This window comes from Streptomyces sp. NPDC005195, from assembly GCF_040608315.1.
GTDB classification, from domain to species: Bacteria; Actinomycetota; Actinomycetes; order Streptomycetales; family Streptomycetaceae; genus Streptomyces; species Streptomyces kaempferi.
Window position 1 is genome coordinate 1 of record NZ_JBEXHZ010000069.1, and the last position, 18667, is coordinate 18667.

Genomic DNA, 18667 nt, shown 5'->3' on the forward strand with positions numbered 1-18667 from the left:
GGCCCTGGCGCGGATCGTGCGGGTGGTGGAGTACGAGGTCACTGACCGGGGAGTGGACGCTGAGCGCGAGACGGTCTGCCTGATCACCACACTCCCAGAGCCGATGTCCAGGGCCCGGTTGAAGCGTCTCGGCAGCTGCCGCAGGATCCAGCGGTGGTAGTGGGCGTTGTGATCCCAGGGGTAGGCGGCATTGAACTGTTCAAGAGCCCGCAGCGCGCGAGGCGACAGAATCTTCATCCACTCAGTCCATCAAGTAGGGCATTGAAGGGCGATCTCGCAGCTCGGGGAGAGGGTCCGCATGCCCGCGCGGATTGCCCTTCCAGCTCGCGGAGGCTCCACGCCCGGTACCGGAGATGGAGCCTCCGCGGTCATTGTCGCTGGTCGCCCTGACCAGAGATCAGAGTTCCTTCGCGTACGTGTCCTGGTACGCCGCTCGCCCTCCGAACACGTTGAGGCCGATGTGTCCGTTGGTGTACGTCGTGTCCGTCACGTTGATGATCTGCTCGCCGTTGAGGAACACCTGGATGCGGTCGCCTTGGGCCAGGATGCGGACCGGATACGTGGTGCCGCGGCGGACCAGGGTCGGGACGCGCGCGAGGGCGGCGCCGTCGTCGAAGTAGCCGTTGGCCTTGGCGGCCAGGCGGATCACCCGTAGGTCGGGGTCGATGTTGAGGCAGTAGGCGTTGGTGCCGTCGGAGGAGGCGCGCCAGAGGAGGGAGAGGGCGCCGCCTGTGTCCGGGGCGGGGCCGCCGAGCCGGACCAGGGTGGTGAGGTCCAGGTCCGTCGCCGTGCGCGCTGAGATCGCGTTGGAGTCCTGGTCGAAGGTTCCGGTGCGGCCTGCGCTGTCCGTCGACCAGCGGCCGGCGGGGGTGATCGTCAAGTTGCCGAGGTCCGAGCGGAATTCACCGCCGGTCGGGGTGGCCACCAGCGGCTTCACCTGGTCCACGAGGCGGTAGGTGCCCTCCAGCCGGTGCACCGTGAGCGACTCGATGTGCGCGGTGCCGCCCTTGGTGTAGAAGGCCATGCTGTCGGCGGCCGGGGAGGGGAAGATCAGGCTTGTCACGGCGGCCTGGCCGTCTGCGCCGAATGCCTCGACCGATGACGAATCGACGTACACGCGCAGGGTCACCCGGCCGCTGGCCGGCTTCATCGCTGCGGTCGTGCGACCCGCGAAGTGCTGGGTGAAGTCGCTCAGGCCAGCTTCCGACCGGTCCACGAAGAGTTGGTTCGCCTCGGCGTCGTATCCGACCGTCGTGTGCTGGTCGTCGTCGGCGCGGAGCTTGAAGCCGATCTCCGTGGCGGTGCCGAGGATGATCTCGGCCTCGATTTCGTAGGCGATGCCCGTCACACCCGCGAGCGGGTTCGCGGATTCGGGGCTGACGGAGAGGTCCTTGCGGGTCGTGGTGGACGTGCGCAGAGCGGACAGCTCCGGAATCGGGCGCTGCGCCAGGCGTACGCCGTCGGCGGTGTCCGTGAGGGTCAGTTCCCGCGGGATGCTGAGCTGGCCGTTCCACGCGCCGGTCGGGGCGCTGAAGGGGTAGTCCCAGTTGCTTATCCAGCCGAGCCAGACGCGGCGGCCGTCGACCAGGCCGTAGTAGGACATGGCGGCGTAGTAGTCGCGGCCGGAGTCCGCGCGCAAGGTCGTGCCGGCGCTCTGGTCAGGGCTGAAGCTGGTGCCGTTCCAGTCGCCGGTGAAGTACTGGGCGGCCGAGCCGTTCGTGGCGCGTACGGCGCCCGTGCTCAGGGTGAGGACCCACTTGACGCGGTTCTCGTCGCCGTCGACCTGGAGCGGGAAGAAGTCGGGGCACTCCCAGACGCCCGGCGTGACCCAGTCGCCGTAACCGAAGGAGCTGACCTGGGTCCAGGTGAGCAGGTCGGTGGAGGTGAAGAAGCGGACGTGGTCGCCGCCGGAGACCACCATCAGCCACTGGTCGTGGTCCTCGTCGCGGACGACCTTCGGGTCGCGGAACGTCCAGCCGGCGTCGGGGCCGCCCGGGTTCTGAATGGTCGGGGCCGATCCGCCGTGCCACTGCCAGGAGCGGCCCTTGTCCTTGCTGTAGGCGATGCGCACGCTGGCGTTTCCGCCCGGCTTGTCCGGGTGGTAGCTGGTGTAGTACGCGATCAGGCCCGAGCCGCCGTCGAAGAGGCCGGAGGTGTCGTCGGCGTCGACGATCGCCGAGCCCGACCAGCAGTTGCCGTAGGCGTTCCAGCGCAGGGCGATCGGCAGGGCCTGCCAGTGGACGAGGTCGGTGCTGACCGCGTGCGCCCAGCGGCCCTGGTTCTGGTGGAAGAGGTGGTATTCGCCGTCGTAGTGGACCAGGCCGTTGGGGTCGCTGGTGGAGCCGCTGAGCTGGGAGTAGTGGTACGTGGGGCGGTACGGCTCGGTGAAGTAGTCGGCGGTGCCGCGGACCTCGACGTTCTGGAAGTACGACGCCCCGTGCGCGGCCGTGGAGCCGAAGGTGGCGCCCGTGGTGCGGGACACGCGGGTTTTCAGCGCCCATACGCCGTCCACGTACACCTCGATCGTCCTGCCCGTCGCGCGGGCCTCGACGCGGTACGTGCCGCCGGACGCGATGCGCCGGACCGGGCCGGAGGCGGAGGCGAGACGGGCGCCGGAGGAGCGGTCCAGCAGGACGACGGCGTTCCGGCCGGCTTCCAGGCGGGCCTCGTAGCCGCCGGAGCCGTTCGCGGACGCGCGCAGGACGAGACCGGCCGAGGACGAGGTGCCGGCCGGGGTGATGTCGGCTCTCGCCACCAGGTCGCCGTCGGTGAAGGGAGCCGTCCGCAGGCCGTTCTCGCCGCGGATGCCGCGCAGGTCTGGGGTCCAGGTGCCGGAGCGGGCCGTCCAGCCTTGGACGCTGGTGACGAGGTCCGCGGCGGCGATGTTCTCGAAGGACACCGCGCCGGCCGATGCCCTGACGGCGAGTCGGCCCGTCGTGTGGGTCGAGTCCTGGGCGGTGATGACGGCGCTGTAGCCGTCGGGTGAGAGGAAGTTGGTCTGCCAGTGCACGCGCAGTTCGGTGCCCTCGGCTTCGACGCGCAGGCGGTAGACCGCGTCGGCCTTGATGGTGGTCGTGTACGTGCCGAGGGTGACGTTCCCGTCGATGCGGTAGAGCCTCAGCCTGCTGTGACCCGGGTCTACTTGGACGCTGTAGCCGCGGGTGGCCGCCTCGTCGGTACGCACCAGCAGTTCGGCGACCGCGGAGGTGTCGTGCAGGAGCAGGTCGGCCTGCAGCGCGGTGTCGTATGCCTGGGTCGTGGTGACGGCGCGGGTGGTGGTTCCCTGGGACGGGTCCGCGCGCCAGCCCAGCGGACTCGCCGTCCAGGTGCCGCCGCTTGTGGTCCAGCCGGTGAGGTTGGTGGTGACGGCGGAGACGGAGGGCGGGCCGAAGGCGACGGTGCCGCCCTGGGCGAGCAGGCCCACCGAGCCGGTGTCGTGGCGGTGGTCCTCGGTATGGAGGATCCGCTTGCCGTCGACATGCACCGTCAGCTCGGGTCCGTCGACTGCCACTTCGAGGTCATAGGGTCTTGCGGTCCGTGCGCCCGGAAGTGGAGCGGTGGCGAGTGTGTCGCCGCCGGTCAGGTCGTAGAGCCGAATGCGGGCGCGGCCTGGGTCGAGGGCGACCGCGTATCCGGTCGAGCCGTCCAGGGCTGCCCGGAACACCAACGCGCCTACGGCGGACGAGGATTGGGGCGTGACGCGGGCCGCGTACGTGCCCTTGGCCGCGAGTTGCTGCTCGGACAGGGCGAGGGCGGGCCCGCGACGGTCGGCGGTCGCCTTCTGGCCGCCGTCGGAGGTGAGGGTCCAGGTGCCGGCGACGGGGATGGGGTCGGGAATCGGGGTGGCGGCGGGGGTCGCTCCGGCGGCGCTCGGGGTGGCGGCCTGTGCTGCGGGGAGGATGCCTCCGAGAGGCAGCAGGGTGGCGGCGGTTCCTCCGGCGAGCAGGAGGGTACGGCGGGACACGCTCATGGCAGCTCCTGAGGATGGCCAGGGGGACGTCCACCCCGCGGGCCGTGGTCGTATGTAAGACCGTCACGGCCACAGCGGCCGGGGTCCGTCGGTGCAGGCCGACGCCATCTGCCAGGCGTCGAACCGCTCCAGGGCCACGTCGCCGTCGGCACCGATACCGACGCCCACGGCCTCGTCGGCCCGGGTGGGGTAGATGCGCGCGGTGAGAGCACGCCCGTTGGCGAAGACCTCGAGTGCGGAGTGGTCGACGAGGACGCGCAGGTCGACCCGCCCGTTAGTGCCCAACGGCAGTTCGCCGTAACGGGGTTCGGTGTCGACCGTCGGGTCGAGGCTGCTGGTCTCGCGGCGCAGGCGGAGGGTGCCGCCCGTTCCGTCCTGCGCCCTGCTCACCTCCACGACCGTGCGTTCCGCGCCGTCCGGTGTCTCGCGGACCACGAGCCGGGCGGTCGCTCCGGGAGCGAGACGCAGGGTCGTCTCGATGTCCAGCTGGTCCCCGCGCACGGCGGGCAGCCGGGTGTACCGGTCGGCCTGCCGGCCCGGAGCCACCTCTACGCGCTCCCGCCGCAGCTCGGTCAGCTCCGGCGCCGGGGCCTGATGCAGGCCGCCGTCCGTGGCGATCGTGACGACCCTCGGCAGGGACATCACGCCGCACCAGCCGGCCTGCGCGTTCGCCTCGTCCGTCCGTCCCTCCTGGAGCCAGCCGAACATGATGCGGCGGCCGTGCTCGTCGCGAGTGGACTGGGGGGCGTAGAAGTAGCGTCCGCCGTAGTCGAGGCGGTGGAGGGCGGTCGGGTTGAACGTGTCGCCCTGGTAGCGGCCGGTCCAGTACAGGGGGTGGTGGGTGGTGCCCTCGTCCCAGGCGGAGAAGACCAGCACGTCGGTGCTGCCGGCCTCCTCGTCCTCGCCGAGCCGGAAGAGGTCGACGCACTCCCACATCGTGCCGGTCCAGTCGAGCTCGCCCTGGTTCTGCGAGGCGTCGCCGGTCAGCAGGGGGCCGACGTAGCGCCAACTGCGCAGGTCGTCGGATTCGTACAGGAAGGCCGTTCCGCCGACGCCCCGGATGCCCGAGCCCACCAGCTGGCGCCACACCTGGCCCTCCCGCCAGACGCAGTGGTCGCGGAAGGCCGTGATGTCGACGCCCTCGGGCGGGGCGGTGATGACCGGGTTGGCCTGGTCTTTGGTCCAGTACCGCAGGTCGGCCGATCCCCTGGCCACGCAGGGGAGTTCGTGGTCTCCGTGCCTGCCCGAGTAGACGAGCGTCGGCACTCCCCCGTCGTCCACCAGGACACCGGACCAACAGCCATCGCGGTCCGGGCCGTCCGAGCCTGGCACCAGGGCGACTGGCTCATCGGCCCAGTGCACGAGGTCGGTACTGGTGGCGTGGCCCCAGTGGATGCGGTGGTGGGCGGCGGCGAGCGGGTTGTACTGGTAGAAGAGGTGGTAGACGCCGTTCCAGTGACTCAGCCCGTTGGGGTCGTTGAGCCAGCCGCCGGGCGAGGTGAAGTGGAAGCGGGGGCGGTGGGGGTCGCGCAGGGCGCGTTCGGCCAGCCCCTCGGCGACGGGAGTGCCGGAGGAAAGGGTGAGGTCGTGGGTCATGCGGCGGTGGTCTCCGCTTTCTCGGTGTCGTCGGTGGCCTCGCCGTCCGGCCGGTCGGTGGCATTCAGGACGCGGCGGGCGATGTCGGAGGCGGGTGCGCGCAGATGGCAGCGCACCCAGTGGGGCTGTCCGTCGTCTTCACCGACGATGTGGCGGACGGGCTCGGTGCGGCTGCACGCGCCGTCGTCGCCGTAGGGGCAGGACGTGGGGTTGAGGATCGCCTCGCGGAGCCTGGCGCGCTCGACGGGGTCGTAGCTGTCGGCCCGTTCGGGGTCGGGTACGGCGGACAGCAGTAGGCGGGTGTAGGGGTGGGCGGGGGCGTCCATCACCGCCAACGCGTCCCCGCCCTCAACGAGTTCGCCGGCGAACATGACCATGGTGGTGTCCGCGAGGTAGCGGGCGGAGCCCAGGTCGTGGGTGATGTAGAGCATGGCGATGTTCCGCTCGTCGCGCAGGCGCCGCATCAGGTTGAGCACGCCGACGCGCACGGAGACGTCCAGCATCGACGTCGGTTCGTCGGCCAGGATGAGGCGCGGGTCCACCGCCAACGCGCGAGCGATGGAGACGCGCTGACGCTGGCCGCCGGAGAGTTCGTGCGGGTAGGACTGGAGCATGTCCTCGGTCAGGCCAACCGTTTTTATCAGCTCGCGCAGCGCCTCTGGTGTGGCGGAGTGGCCGTGCAGGACGAGGGCCCGGGTGAGGAAGTGCTCGATGCGGTGGACGGGGTTGAGTGAGCCGAAGGGGTCCTGGAAGACCATCTGGACCTTGCGGCGGTATGCCCGTGATGCCCGGCGCGGCTCGGTGCGCAGGATGTCCTGGCCGTCGAGCAGTACCTGTCCGGCGGAGGGCTGTTCGAGGCGGGCGAGGCAGCGGGCGATGGTGGACTTGCCGCTGCCGGACTCGCCGACCAGGGCGGTGATCCGGCCGGCCGGCAGGTCGAAGGACACGTCGTTGACGGCACGGACGCGGCGCTGGGAGAAGACGGTGCCGACCTGGAAGTCCTTGGTCAGACCGCGTACGGACAGCAGGGGCTGGGTCATCGGGGGGCTCCCTGGGCACTCTGGGCCACCCACCGGCTGGGGGCGATCTCGCGCAGGTCGGGGATGTTCATGGAGCAGTCCGAGCGGTCCTCGGGACAGCGGACGTGGAAGCCGCAGCTGTCGGCGGTGCGCGGGGCGTCGAAGAGGCCGGTGAGCTCTTGGCGCGGGCCTGTCAGCGGCGGGAAGGCGTTCATCAGCGCCTTGGTGTAGGGGTGGAGCGGCCCCGCGAACAGGTCCTTGGCGTCGGCGAGTTCGACGATCCGTCCGCCGTACATCACGCCCATGCGGTCCGACAGCTCGATCATCAGGGACATGTCGTGGGTGATGAAGAGGATGGAGAAGCCCAGCTCCCGCTGGAGGTCGCGGATCTGCGCCATGATCTCCTGCTGCACGACCACGTCGAGCGCGGTGGTCGGCTCGTCCATGATCAGCAGCCGGGGGTGGAGTGCGACGGCCATGGCGATGACCACGCGCTGGCGCATGCCGCCGGAGAGCTGGTGCGGGTACGCCTTCAGCCTTCCCGGGTCGATGCCGACCAGCTGAAGCAGCTCGCCGGCCCGCTCCCGCGCGAGCCGCTTCTTCAGCTTCTCGTGGGTGGTGAAGATGTCGACGATCTGCTCGCCGATGGTCAGGACGGGGTTGAGGGAGTTCATCGCCGACTGGAAGACCATGGCGATCTCCCGCCACCGGAAGGCGCGCAGCTCCCGTGGGTCCAGGGCGAGGACGTCCCTGCCCTGGAAGCGGATGCTGCCGGCGGTGATCTCCGCCGGGGGCTTCAGCAGCCGCATCACCGCGTTGGCGATGGTCGACTTGCCGCAGCCGGACTCACCGGCGAGGCCGAAGATCTCTCCGGCGCCGATGGAGAAGGAGACGTCGTCGGCGCCCACGACGGTGCGTCCGTCGCCGCGGTATTCGACGCGCAGGCCGCTCACCTCAAGTACGGGTTCCATGGCTCAGCCCCTCCTCTCACGTCGGGCACGGCGGTTGCGCAGCCTCGGGTTGGTGATCTCGTCGACCGCGTAGTTGACCAGCGCGAGCGTGAAGGCGACGAGCGCGATGCACAGTCCGGAGGGGACGAAGGCCCACCACGTGCCGGTCATCAGCGCGCCGTCGTTGCTGGCCCAGTACAGGTTGGTGCCCCAGCTGACGACGCTGCTGTCGCCGAGGCCGAGGAACTCCAGGCCGGCCTGGGCGCCGATGCCGAAGATCACGCAGCCGAGCAGCGTGGTCATCACCACGGACGCCATGTTGGGCAGGATCTCGCGGAACATGATCCGCAGCGGGCGCTCCCCGGTGACGACGGCCGCGGCCACGAAGTCCTTGCCCCGGATCGACTTGGCCTGCGCCCGCAGGACCCGGGCCGAGCCCGCCCAGCCGGTGACGACGAGCACCAGGATCACGGTGGAGGTCCCGGGCGGCAGGAACGCGGCCAGGATGATGAGCAGCGGCAGGCCAGGCAGCAGCAGGAAGATGTTGGTGACCAGGGTCAGCGCGTCGTCCACGATGCGGCCGAAGTACGCGGCGGCGAGGCCGACGACGATGGCGACGCCCGTCGCCACGAGCCCCACGGTGAACCCGACGAAGAGCGAACTGCGCGCACCCCACAGGGTGAGGGCGAGCACGTCCTGACCCTTGGCGGTCGTACCGAGCCAGTGTGCGGCCGAGGGGGCCTGGCTGCCCGTGGAGTTGATGAGCGACGGGTCGCCCGGTGCGAGGACGGGTGCGAACAGGGCCAGCAGCGCGAAGACGGCGAGCAGGATCAGCCCGGTCAACGCCTTCTTGCTGTCGATGAGCTGGCGCACCAGTCCGCGTCGGCGGGAGGTGCGTGCGGGGGTGGTCGGCGTGGTGGCCGTCGCGATCCCGATGGCGGTCATGTCGGCAGCCCCCTTCAGCGGACGCGGACGCGCGGGTCGAGGCGGACGTAGACGAGGTCGACGAGGAAGTTCGCGATCAGCACCGCCGCCGTGATCGTCAGGAAGATGCCCTGCATCAGCGGGTAGTCCAGGCCCTGGACGGCCATCAGCAGCTGGTAGCCGATGCCGGGGTAGGCGAACACGACCTCGGTGAGCAGCGCGCCGCCGACGACGAAGCCGAGCGCCATGCCGAAATTGGTGACGGAGGGGAGCAACGCGTTGCGGGCGGCGTAGCGGAACATGATCCGCGAGGGGCTGAGCCCCTTGGCCTCGGCCATGGTGATGTAGTCCTCGGCCGCTGTGGCGATCATGGTGTTGCGCATGCCGAGCATCCAGCCGCCGATGGAGACCAGCACGATGGTCAGCGCGGGCAGCACCAGGTGGGTGGCGACGTTGGAGAGGAATTCGCCGTTGAAGCCGGGGGTCAGTCCGACGTCGTAGGCGTGCCGCATGGGGAACCAGCCGAGGCTCACCCCGAACAGGTACAGCGCGCCCATGGCCAGCCAGAAGTAGGGGAACGAGCCGACGAAGATCAGCAGGGGCGGGAAGGCGGAGTCGAGGACGCCGCCGCGCCGCCAGGCGGCGACGATGCCCAGCAGGTTGCCGAGCACGGCCGCGATGACGAGCGCGACGCCACCGAGGAGCAGGGTCCAGCCGATCTGCGAGCCGATCACGTCGGTGACCGGGGTGGGGAAGCGGGTGATGGAGATGCCGAGGTCGCCGGTGAAGACGCTCTTGACGTAGCTGAGGTACTGCTCCCACAGGGGGCGGTGGTCGAGGCCGAAGAGTTTCCGCAACTGGGCTATCTGGTCGGGCTGCATCGTGCCCTGGGCCTGCGCGAACATCCGGGAGACCGGGTCGCCCGGCATGAAGCGCGGGAGCACGAAGTTCAGGGTGAGGGAGGCCCAGAAGGCGAGCAGATAGAACCCCAGGTTGCGCAGGATGAGACGCACGGGTCGTGCTCCTGTCGTAGGGGGTGCGGGGGTGCGGGGGGGGGGGAGCGGCCGTCCGGGGAGGAGGACGGCCGCCGATCCGTGCGTCAGCTCTTGACGGGCTTCAGCGAGGTGAGCACGAGGATCGTGCTGCCGTTGCGGTTGCCGAGGGTGGCGTACGGGTTCTCTTCGGTGGGCCAGCCGGTGAAGCGGGCGTCCGTGTACGCGCCCCACTCGGGGCCGGTGAACAGCGGGACGACGGGCGCGTCCTCGTTGTACAGCTCCTGCAGGCCGTTCGTCTGCTCGCGCTGCGTCTTCTCGTCCGTGGCGGCGGCGAAGGCGTCGATGAGCTTGTCGGCCTTCTTGTCGCCGAAGCGGTGGTAGTTCTCCGTGGCCTGCTTGCCGACCGGCTGCACCATCTTGGTCGACATCACGCCCCGGTAGTACTCGTACGGGGTGGCGCCGTTATTGCTCCACACGATGCCGGTGTCGAAGGTGCCGGTGTTGTACGAGGACGAGACCGCCGACCAGTCGGGCGTCTTCACGGTGGCGGTGATGCCGACCTTCGCGAGGTCCTGCTTGATGATGTTGGCGACCGAGATCCAGTCGGAGGAGGCGGAGCCGACGGAGATGTCGAGGGTGAAGTCCTTGCCGGTCTTCAGCTTCCGCTTGCCGCCGCTCTCCTTATAGCCGGCCGCATCCAGGGCCTTGGCTGCCGCGTCGGTGTCGTACTTCGTCCAGGTGCAGGAGGCGGCCAGCGACGTGTCACGCCACTTGTCGTAGGTGTGGGCCAGGCCCGTGCAGTCGGCGGGTTCGGCGTAGCCGTTCATCGCGACCTTGGTGATCTGGTCGCGGTCTACCGCCATGCTGAGCGCCTTGCGCGCGGCCGGGTCGTTGAACGGAGCCTTGGTGGTGTTCAGCTGCCAGTTGATCATGGCGCCGGTGGCCGGGAACCAGTAGTGGTTGTGCTTTTTGTCCTTGGCGACGAAGGACTTCTCGATGTCCGGGATGAACGACTGCGTCCAGTCCACCTCGCCGTTGGTGAAGGCGATGTTGGCGCTGTCGTTGCCGGAGAAGGCGAGCATCTGGATGCCGGCGATCTGCTGCTTGTCCGGCTGCCAGTAGTCGGGGTTCTTGCGCAGCTCGTACGACTGGCTCTGGAACTTCTCGATCTTGGTGTACGGGCCGGTGCCGACCGGGTTCGGGTTGGTGAACTTCGCCGGGTCCTTCACCTTGGACCAGATGTGCTTCGGCAGGATGTAGTGGCCGCTGATCTCGTAGAAGGCGGTCGAGAACGCCTTGTTGAAGGAGAACTTCACCGTGTGGGCGTCGACCGCGGTGACCTTGTCAAGGTAGTCGAAGCCACCGAGCACCTTCTTCTGGAGCTCGAAGGTGTAGACGACGTCGTCGGCGGTGAGCGCCTGGCCGTCCGACCACTTGACGCCGTCGCGCAGCGTGAAGGTGAGGGACTTGCCGTCCTTGGCCTGCTCCCACTTGGTGGCCAGCCACGGCGTGTCCTTGGCGTCGGCCATGCTGTGTACCGCCAGCGGCTCGTAGACCGCCTGGAGGGTCATGGGGGCGGCCTGCGGGGAGAGCGGGTTGAAGTTGCGCGTGAACGTCGCCAGATCCTCGCGCGGGATGGTGAGCAGCTGGTTGCCGGACGTGTCACCGGCGCCGGATGAGCCCGAGCCACCCGTACAGGCGGACAGGACCAGGGCCGCGGCGGCGATCGCGGTGACCGCTCTGAGGACGGCTCGGGGCCGCCGTGAAGGTATGCGGGAGGGTGCCATAATGGAGACTCTTTTCCTCTCTTCAACACACAGGACGAAGACGGGATGGGATTACTCGGCGGACTGATTCGCAGTCAGACCGACGAGCGTTCGAGCAGCGGGCAGTCGATCGTCACCCGATGGGTGTCGAGCGGCTGCCCCGCTGCGAGAGCGGCGAGCATGTCGACGCCCTTGGTGCCCATGGCTTCGAAGGGCAGGGCGAGCGTCGTCAGCTTCGGCCGCAGATAGGCGGCGATGAGTTCCTGGTTGTCGAACCCCACCACGGCCACGTCGTGCGGGATGCGCAGCCCACGTTCCTTGATCGCGTCGTACGCACCCATCGCCATCCGGTCGTTGCCGCAGAACAGCGCGGTCGGCCGGTCGGCGGCCGGGCGGTCCAGCAGTTCGCAGGCGGCGGTGTAGGCGCCGTCCGCGGTGGCCCATCCGGGGATGACGAGGGACGGGTCGGGGGTGATCCCGGCCTCGCGCAGGGCGCGCTCATAGCCCTCGCGCCTGCCGATGGCGGCCGGGATCGCCGGGTCGAGGTTGATGAACCCGACTCGGGTGTGACCGGCGTCCAGGAGCCGGCGGGTCGCCTTGTATCCGCCGGACACCTCGTCGGGCAGAATGCACGGCAGCTCTCCTGCCGCGTCGTAGCAGTTCACGAGCACCGTCGGCACCTCCCGGACGGCCTTGGGGAGCGAGACGGCCCGATGCCAGGTCGTGGCGTACAGCAGCCCTTCAACGCGGTGCTCCAGCATCTGGTCGAGCGCGGCAGCTTCCTGGGCGGGATCGCCCTCGCTCGCGGCGATCAGCAGGAACCTCCGGTCACCCCAGGCGCGGCTCTGAGCGCCCGTGATCACCTCCCCCGCGAACGGGCCGGTCACGATCTCGGTGATCAGCCCGAACCATCCGCTGCGGTTCGCGGCCAGCGCCCGCGCCCCGGCGTTGGGCCGGTAGCCGAGCTCGTCGATCGCCTCCAGGATCCGCCGACGGGTCTCGTCAGGGATGGTTGCGCCGGGCTTGTCGTTGAGGACGAAGGAGACCGTGGTCCGCGAGACACCCACGCGGCGAGCCACATCGCTCATGGTCACGCGCTGCGTCTTGTTGGTGGCCACTTTCAGTCCCCTTCGGTCGGTGGAGGTGCGCCGAGACCCCTCCGGTTTCGCGCTTTAATAACGCGCGTTACTTCTGCATTGCTGGGAAGTTACGGCCGCCTTCTGCGCCATGTCAATACATCGCCGGGTAACGAAGAGGGATAGGAATGAGACGCCTTCTCGGTGCCGTCGCTGGAGGCTGGGTGACGCCTCGGGAGGGCGGCCCTCAAGGCGACGGCATGGCTGTGGACTCGCCGCCGTGTCCCCGGCGGCTGCGGGCTCACGGCCGGTCGACGAACACGTCGATGCGCTCGGGGTCCCGCTCGACGACGGGTTCGAGGATCTTGTCCACGCGCCTGACCAATTCGTCGTCCAGCGTGACGTCCGCAGCCTTGGCGTTCTCGACGACCTGCTCGGGCCGGGACGCTCCGACGACGGCCGCCGAGACATTCGTGTTGCGCAGCACCCACGCCAGGCTCAGCGTCGTCAGGGACATGCCTGCTTCAGAGCAGCAAGAGGAACCAGCTCCTGGACCCTGGTCAGGACCTCGTCGCGCATCCATCCGGCCACCGCGTCGCTGCCGCCGTTCGTGTCGGTGGCGCGGGAACCGGACGGAGGTTGCTGCCCCGGCTTGCACTTGCCCGTCAGCACACCCTGGGCGAGCGGGGACCACACGATCTGTCCGATGCCCAGCTCCTGGCAGAGCGGGACGATCTCCGGCTCGATCACGCGCCACAGCAGGGAGTACTGCGGCTGGTTGGACACCAGGCGGATCTTCAGTTCCCGCGCCAGCTGCGCCGCCGCCCTGATCTCCTGCGGCTTCCACTCCGAGACGCCGATGTAGTGCGCCTTGCCCGCGTGGACGACATCGGCGAGGGCCTCCATCGTCTCCTCGAGCGGAGTGGCGTAGTCGTAGCGGTGAGCCTGGTACAGGTCCACGTAGTCCGTGCCCAGGCGGCGCAGCGAGCCGTTGATCGACTCCATGATGTGCTTGCGGGACAGACCGCGGGCGTTCTTCCCCGGCCCGGTCGGGAAGTACACCTTGGTGCAGATCTCGACACCCTCACGGCGCACGCCCTTGAGGGCGGCGCCCAGTGCCTCCTCCGCCCGGGTCTCCGCGTACGCGTCAGCGGTGTCGAAGGTGGTGATGCCGGCGTCGAGAGCGGCGCGTACACAGGCCGTGGCCGCGTCCTGGTCGACCTGCGAGCCGTGGGTGACCCAGTTCCCGTAGGCGATGGCGCTGACCAGCATGCCGCTGCCGCCCAGATGGCGATAGTCCATGTTCGGCGTCCCTTTCTGAGGACGAAGGAGACCGTGGTCAGCAAGGCACCCGCACCTCGCTCATGGCCACACGGCTTGTCCCTACCGTGGCCACTTCCCCGTCCCCTGCGGCCGGCGGAGGCGTGACATTGCCTCCAGTTTCGCGCTTTAATAACGCGCGTTAGTGCTAGGTTGCGAGGAAGTTACGGGCGTTTCGCACCGCATGTCAATGCCTAGGCATGGGCTGCATCAGGCCGCCGCCCGGTGTCCTTCGCCCGTACGTACGCCCGGGCCGCCGGGCACCGGCCGAAACCCACGCGCGGATCGCGGCAGCTCCGCGCGCATTCCCAGAGAGGCAGACCGTCACCATGGCTCGACTCGAGTCACCCAGCGGTGTCACCGTTCTCGGTGAGTGCGTCGCGGACGCCTTCACCGCCCCCGCCCTGTCCGGCCCGGGGGAACTCGCCCTGCGCGTCCTGCCGGGAGGCGGCCCCGCCAACACCGCCGTCGCCCTCGCCCGGCTCGGCACCCCCACCCGCTTCCTCGCGCGGCTCTCCCATGACGTCTTCGGCACGCTCTTCCGTAACCGCCTCAGCGACTCCGGTGTCGACCTGAGCGGCAGCGTGACCGCCCCCGAGCCCAGCACCCTCGCCGTCGCCACACTCGATGAGACCGGCCAGGCCACCTACACCTTCCACGCCGACAGCGCCGCCGACTGGCAGTGGACCGCCGACGAACTCTCCGCCACCCAACACGACGGCACCGTCTGCCTGCACACCGGCTCCCTGGCACTGATACGCCAACCCGGCGGCAGCCGCATCGAGGACCACCTCGCCAAGGCACGCGAACACGTCACCGTGTCCATCGACCCCAACGTCCGCCCCCTGCTCGTACCGCCCTCCGCCTACCGGGAACGGCTCCCACGCTGGTGCGCCCTCGCCGACATCCTCCGCCTCAGCGAGGACGACCTGGGCTTGCTCCTCCCTGGCGTCGGCCCCGAAGAGGCGTGCGACACCTGGCACGCCGCCGGCGCGCGCCTCGTCGTCATCACCCTCGGCTCACGCGGCGCTCTCGCCTCCCTCGACGGCCTCCGTGTCACCGTCCCGGCCCCGGCCGTCGACGTCGCCGACACTGTCGGCGCCGGGGACTCCTTCACCGCAGGTCTGCTGCACCGTCTCACCGCCCTCGGCCACCTCGGCGGCCGGCTCGAAGGGCTGAGCCTCGAAGACGTCACCCAAGCCTGCGCCTTCGCTGCCTGCGTCGCCGCCCAGACCTGCTCCGTCCCCGGCGCAAACCCGCCCTGGGCGGACGAAGCGGCGCTGAAGGCCGGCGTCGAACGGCTCCTGTTCCACGTCTGAACGCACGTGCCCGTTCCCGCGCCATGGAATGTCGAGGGATTCCTGAGAGGCAGAGACAACGCCTCCGAGGTCATCGAGGAGGGACTCGCGGGCGTCAATGACCGGCATGGCACTTCCTACCAGCTGGTGGCCCAGGTCGTCGACGCGGCCAACTTCGGGGTACCACAGCACCGGCGCCGGGCCATCGGCATCGCCTACCGGGACGGTGCGGAGGTCCATCTACCGGAGGCCACGCATGCGGACAACCCGATGCGGGCCTGGGATGTGCTCTGGGATCTCGAAGAGAACGAGAAGCCTCCCGCAACAGGGCAATGGGCGGCGTTGTTGCCTTCCATCCCCGAAGGGGGCAACTACCTTTATCTCACGGCCCGTGGTGACGGGGAGGAACTCTTCGGCTGGCGGACCCGATACTGGTCGTTTCTGCTGAAGTTGGCCAAGGATCGGCCGTCATGGACCTTGCCTGCGTCCCCCGGACCGAGCACCGGGCCGTTCCACTGGGACAATCGGCCTCTGTCCGTGCGGGAGCAGATGCGCTTGCAGACCTTCCCTGACGAATGGCGCATCGAACACCCGTTTCGTGCCGGCCGACGGATGGTGGGCAACGCGACCCCCGAGGCTGCTATGTCGTGTCAAGCAGCTTGTGTAAGTTCCTTGATGCTTTCGATCTTGGTTCGGTCAGTCCGTTCGAGGATCTTGAAGATCTGACGGCAGATGACGCGCTTGAGGCATCGCTGCGCGTCGCGGGAGGTCTTTCCCTCGGTGATTCTGCGGGCGACGTACGCCTTCGTGTCGGAGTCGTGCCGCATACGGATCAAAGTGATCGTGTGCATCGCCCGGTTGAGCTGCCGATCGCCGCTGCGGTTGAGGCGGTGGCGGTTGGTGAGTCCGGATGAGGCGGGAATCGGCGAGACGCCGGCGAAGGACGCGAAGGCGGCCTCCGAGCGGAACCGGCCCTGGTGGGACCAGCTGACCAGGATCTGAGCAGCGGTGATCGGCCCGATGCCGAGCAGGGCGAGGAGCTCTGGGGCGGCCTCTCTGACCAGGGTGAGGATCTCCTTCTCGAGGTCTTTGGCCTCGGCCTGCAGGGACTGGATGCGTTGGGCGGTGGACCGCAGGGCCCGTGCTGTCATTCGGTGCTCGAGGTCTTGGGCCGGGCGGTCTCGGAGCTGGGCGCAGTAGGTGACCTGGGCCGGGCGCTTGAGTTTCCGCAGTTCGGCGCGGAGGCCGTCCGGGGCGGAGACGATCAGGGCTTTGAGCTGGTTGATCGCTGCGGTGGAGGCGAGGACCGCGCCCTGGCGGGTGGCGAGAAGAACTCGCAGTGCCTCGCGCTCTCCGCGGAGCCGGGGCTGGATGAGGTGCTCGGAGGCCAGAGCCTCCTTCGCGGCCCGGATGGCGTCGAGCATGTCGGTCTTGCGTCCGCCCCGGTTGGAGGCCCGCTTGGGCCGACAGACCTCGACGACCTGCTCGCCGGCCTGGCTGAGGAAGCAAGCGAGTCCGGCGCCGTAGCTGCCGATGCCTTCCAGAGCCCAGCATCGGCGTCCCGGGACGTGCTGACGGGCGAAGTCCAGCAGGCGTCGGTAGCCGCGGGCGTTGGCCGGGGAGTCAGTGCTGGCCAGGACTGCGCCGATGGGGCTGACCGCCGCTGCGGCGAGGGTGTCCCGGTGGGTATCGACGCCGATGACGCCGTCGACCTGTTCTGCGAGGATGGCCACGCGGTTGTTCTCCTTGATGGGCGGACGGCTGTCGTCGGCGTCCGCCTGGATGGAGTCACCGCGTGGCGGAACTGTGATGAGTCACGCCGCAAGGCGGACAAGCTGCTGATCAAGCCAACGGGTGGGCCAGGCTCGACGCCGATGTCCGGCAGACATCTCGGGGGAACGACAGCCCCTGACGGGGCGCCAGTTATGTTTCGAGTCATGCCGGATCATCGGCGCCGAGCCTGGCAGCAACCCATCCCGGGCCGCAGAAGAACTCTCACAGTTATGTTTTTCGCGGTCCTGCAATGGGGCCGCTGGCCTCCGGGCCCGGTATGACTGTGTCCCCTCTGTCGAACGGATGACCTGGGGGGTGGTGTCGCCGGGCCCGAGGGGTGCCGTCGGAGACGCTGATGAGAGACCCGGCCACCGTCCGGCCTGGCGCAATGCCGGGCAGCCTGCGGGCGGCAGGTCTGCATAACGTGGATGCGCGAGCACGGTGCCACCGCCATGGCCGGCAAGGCCAACCACCAGGAAAGGGTGCGATGTTAGACACCGAAGGCGTGGGCGTCTTCCTCGGGATGGACGTCGGCAAGACATCTCACCACGGCCACGGACTCACGCCGGACGGGAAGAAGGTCTTCGACAAGCCGATGCCCAACAGTGAGCCGAAGCTGCGGGCAGCCTTCGACAAGCTCAGGGCCAAGTTCGGCACCGTCCTGGTGATCGTCGACCAGCCCGCCTCGATCGGCGCCCTGCCCCTGACCGTCGCCCGCGACACGGGCTGCGAGGTCGCCTACCTGCCCGGACTCGCGATGCGCCGGATCGCCGACCTCTACCCGGGAGAGGCGAAAACAGACGCAAAGGACGCCGTGGTGATCGCAGACGCGGCCCGGACAATGCCTCACATTCTGCGTTCGCTGGAACTGACCGACGAACTCACCGCCGAGCTCACCGTGCTGACCGGCTTCGACCAGGACCTCGCGGCCGAAGCGACCCGCACCAGCAACCGGATACGCGGCCTGCTCACCCAGTTCCACCCCTCGCTGGAACGCGTGCTCGGACCGCGACTGGACCACCCCGCCGTCACCTGGCTCCTCGAGCGATACGGCTCCCCGGCCGCTCTGCGAAAAGCCGGTCGCCGCAGACTCGTCGAGGTGATCCGTCCCAAGGCCCCGCGCATGGCCGCCCGGCTGATCGACGACGTCTTCGATGCCCTCGACGAGCAGACCGTCGTGGTCCCGGGCACGGGCACTCTCGACGTGGTCATCCCGTCGCTGGCCCGCTCGCTCGCCGCGGTCCACGAACAGCGCCGGGCCCTGGAAGCCCAGATCAGCACCCTGCTGAAGGCTCACCCTCTTCACCCGGTCCTGACCTCGATGCCGGGAGTCGGGGTCAGGACCGCAGCCGTCCTGCTGGTCACCGTCGGCGACGGAAGCGGCTTTCCCAGCGCAGCCCACCTCGCCGCCTACGCCGGCCTCGCCCCCACGACCAGGTCGTCGGGGACCTCGATCCACGGCGAACACGCACCACGCGGCGGAAACCGGCAGCTCAAACGCGCCATGTTCCTCTCCGCCTTCGCCTGCATGAACGCCGCCCCCGCCTCACGCACCTACTACGACCGGCAAAGAGCCCGAGGCAAAACCCACACCCAAGCCCTCCTCCGCCTCGCCCGCCAACGCATCAGCGTCCTGTCCGCCATGCTCCGCGACGGCACCTTCTACGAATCCCGGACCCCCACCAGCACCCTCGCCGCATGACCATCCCGAACAGCCGCAAATCCGACGCCACGTCCTTGACGAAGGACATAGAGACACCCCCCCCGCTCCTTGCAGAAGTGTTGGGGCGGACAATCGTCGGAGACCTTGAACTGGGCGAGGCTTCAGCCAGGGCCCGACTCTTGGGGGGAACACCTTCTTTGTTGCCCGTGCGTCAACTGAGGGTCCGACTTGTATGGCTGTAGCGGAGCGCGGTCGAGTTGGCCGCTCGTAGCGTCTCCGTAGGACGCCGGATCGGATGGCTCGTGAGGTTCCTGCCG

General features: G+C 69.1%; 12 protein-coding genes and 2 pseudogenes. 3 read left to right on the top strand and 11 right to left on the bottom strand.

The window, feature by feature from the left end:
- From ABZV34_RS33315 to ABZV34_RS33360, 10 genes and pseudogenes are all read right to left on the bottom strand, one after another.
- Window positions 1-237 (bottom strand): annotated as a pseudogene (locus ABZV34_RS33315) (SAM-dependent methyltransferase); the annotation flags it as partial.
- Window positions 238-397: 160 nt separating this feature from the next.
- Window positions 398-3970: a glycoside hydrolase family 32 protein gene (locus ABZV34_RS33320; protein WP_356285074.1), complete on the bottom strand. Its 3573-nt coding sequence runs from the start codon at window positions 3968-3970 to the stop codon at window positions 398-400.
- Window positions 3971-4033: 63 nt separating this feature from the next.
- Window positions 4034-5566 carry a glycoside hydrolase family 32 protein gene (locus tag ABZV34_RS33325; protein ID WP_356285077.1) on the bottom strand — a complete coding sequence of 511 codons (1533 nt, stop codon included), beginning with the start codon at window positions 5564-5566 and terminating at the stop codon, window positions 4034-4036.
- The gene (locus ABZV34_RS33330) at window positions 5563-6606 is read right to left on the bottom strand and encodes an ATP-binding cassette domain-containing protein (protein ID WP_356285080.1); all 1044 of its coding nucleotides are present in this window, start codon (window positions 6604-6606) and stop codon (window positions 5563-5565) included. The genes ABZV34_RS33325 and ABZV34_RS33330 overlap by 4 nt, the downstream gene beginning before the upstream one ends.
- Window positions 6603-7556 carry an ABC transporter ATP-binding protein gene (locus ABZV34_RS33335; RefSeq protein WP_356285083.1) on the bottom strand — a complete coding sequence of 318 codons (954 nt, stop codon included), beginning with the start codon at window positions 7554-7556 and terminating at the stop codon, window positions 6603-6605. The genes ABZV34_RS33330 and ABZV34_RS33335 overlap by 4 nt, the downstream gene beginning before the upstream one ends.
- A 3-nt stretch (window positions 7557-7559) precedes the next feature.
- Window positions 7560-8480, bottom strand: coding sequence for an ABC transporter permease (locus ABZV34_RS33340; RefSeq protein WP_356285086.1), 921 nt, complete (start codon window positions 8478-8480; stop codon window positions 7560-7562).
- A 14-nt stretch (window positions 8481-8494) separates the two neighbouring features.
- Window positions 8495-9472 carry an ABC transporter permease gene (locus ABZV34_RS33345; RefSeq protein WP_356285089.1) on the bottom strand — a complete coding sequence of 326 codons (978 nt, stop codon included), beginning with the start codon at window positions 9470-9472 and terminating at the stop codon, window positions 8495-8497.
- Window positions 9473-9558: 86 nt separating this feature from the next.
- Window positions 9559-11241, bottom strand: a complete 1683-nt coding sequence (locus ABZV34_RS33350; RefSeq protein ID WP_356285092.1) for an ABC transporter substrate-binding protein — start codon at window positions 11239-11241, stop codon at window positions 9559-9561.
- Between the two features lie 74 nt (window positions 11242-11315).
- Window positions 11316-12338, bottom strand: a complete 1023-nt coding sequence (locus ABZV34_RS33355) for a LacI family DNA-binding transcriptional regulator (protein WP_356285095.1) — start codon at window positions 12336-12338, stop codon at window positions 11316-11318.
- Between the two features lie 259 nt (window positions 12339-12597).
- Window positions 12598-13598 (bottom strand): annotated as a pseudogene (locus ABZV34_RS33360) (aldo/keto reductase family protein).
- Window positions 13599-13945: 347 nt separating this feature from the next.
- Between ABZV34_RS33360 and ABZV34_RS33365 the strand changes: the two are divergent.
- Entirely contained in the window at window positions 13946-14935 is a 990-nt protein-coding gene (locus ABZV34_RS33365; protein ID WP_356285098.1) for a carbohydrate kinase, read from the top strand.
- Window positions 14936-14941: 6 nt separating this feature from the next.
- Complete coding sequence (locus tag ABZV34_RS33370; protein ID WP_356285101.1) at window positions 14942-15640, top strand: DNA cytosine methyltransferase; 699 nt, start codon at window positions 14942-14944, stop codon at window positions 15638-15640.
- Here ABZV34_RS33370 and ABZV34_RS33375 read toward each other — a convergent pair.
- A complete protein-coding gene (locus ABZV34_RS33375) occupies window positions 15565-16647 on the bottom strand; it encodes an IS110 family transposase (protein ID WP_356285104.1) in 1083 nt (360 codons plus the stop codon). The genes ABZV34_RS33370 and ABZV34_RS33375 overlap by 76 nt on opposite strands.
- 527 nt (window positions 16648-17174) lie before the next feature.
- Between ABZV34_RS33375 and ABZV34_RS33380 the strand changes: the two genes are divergently transcribed.
- The gene (locus ABZV34_RS33380; RefSeq protein WP_356285107.1) at window positions 17175-18389 is read left to right on the top strand and encodes an IS110 family transposase; all 1215 of its coding nucleotides are present in this window, start codon (window positions 17175-17177) and stop codon (window positions 18387-18389) included.
- Window positions 18390-18667: the final 278 nt, after the last annotated feature.

Coding starts and splice junctions, on each gene's coding strand:
- ABZV34_RS33320 (WP_356285074.1), bottom strand. CDS start 3,970: ATGAGCGTGTCCCGCCGTACCCTCCTGCTCGCCGGAGGAACCGCCGCC.
- ABZV34_RS33325 (WP_356285077.1), bottom strand. CDS start 5,566: ATGACCCACGACCTCACCCTTTCCTCCGGCACTCCCGTCGCCGAGGGG.
- ABZV34_RS33330 (WP_356285080.1), bottom strand. CDS start 6,606: ATGACCCAGCCCCTGCTGTCCGTACGCGGTCTGACCAAGGACTTCCAG.
- ABZV34_RS33335 (WP_356285083.1), bottom strand. CDS start 7,556: ATGGAACCCGTACTTGAGGTGAGCGGCCTGCGCGTCGAATACCGCGGC.
- ABZV34_RS33340 (WP_356285086.1), bottom strand. CDS start 8,480: ATGACCGCCATCGGGATCGCGACGGCCACCACGCCGACCACCCCCGCA.
- ABZV34_RS33350 (WP_356285092.1), bottom strand. CDS start 11,241: ATGGCACCCTCCCGCATACCTTCACGGCGGCCCCGAGCCGTCCTCAGA.
- ABZV34_RS33365 (WP_356285098.1), top strand. CDS start 13,946: ATGGCTCGACTCGAGTCACCCAGCGGTGTCACCGTTCTCGGTGAGTGC.
- ABZV34_RS33380 (WP_356285107.1), top strand. CDS start 17,175: ATGTTAGACACCGAAGGCGTGGGCGTCTTCCTCGGGATGGACGTCGGC.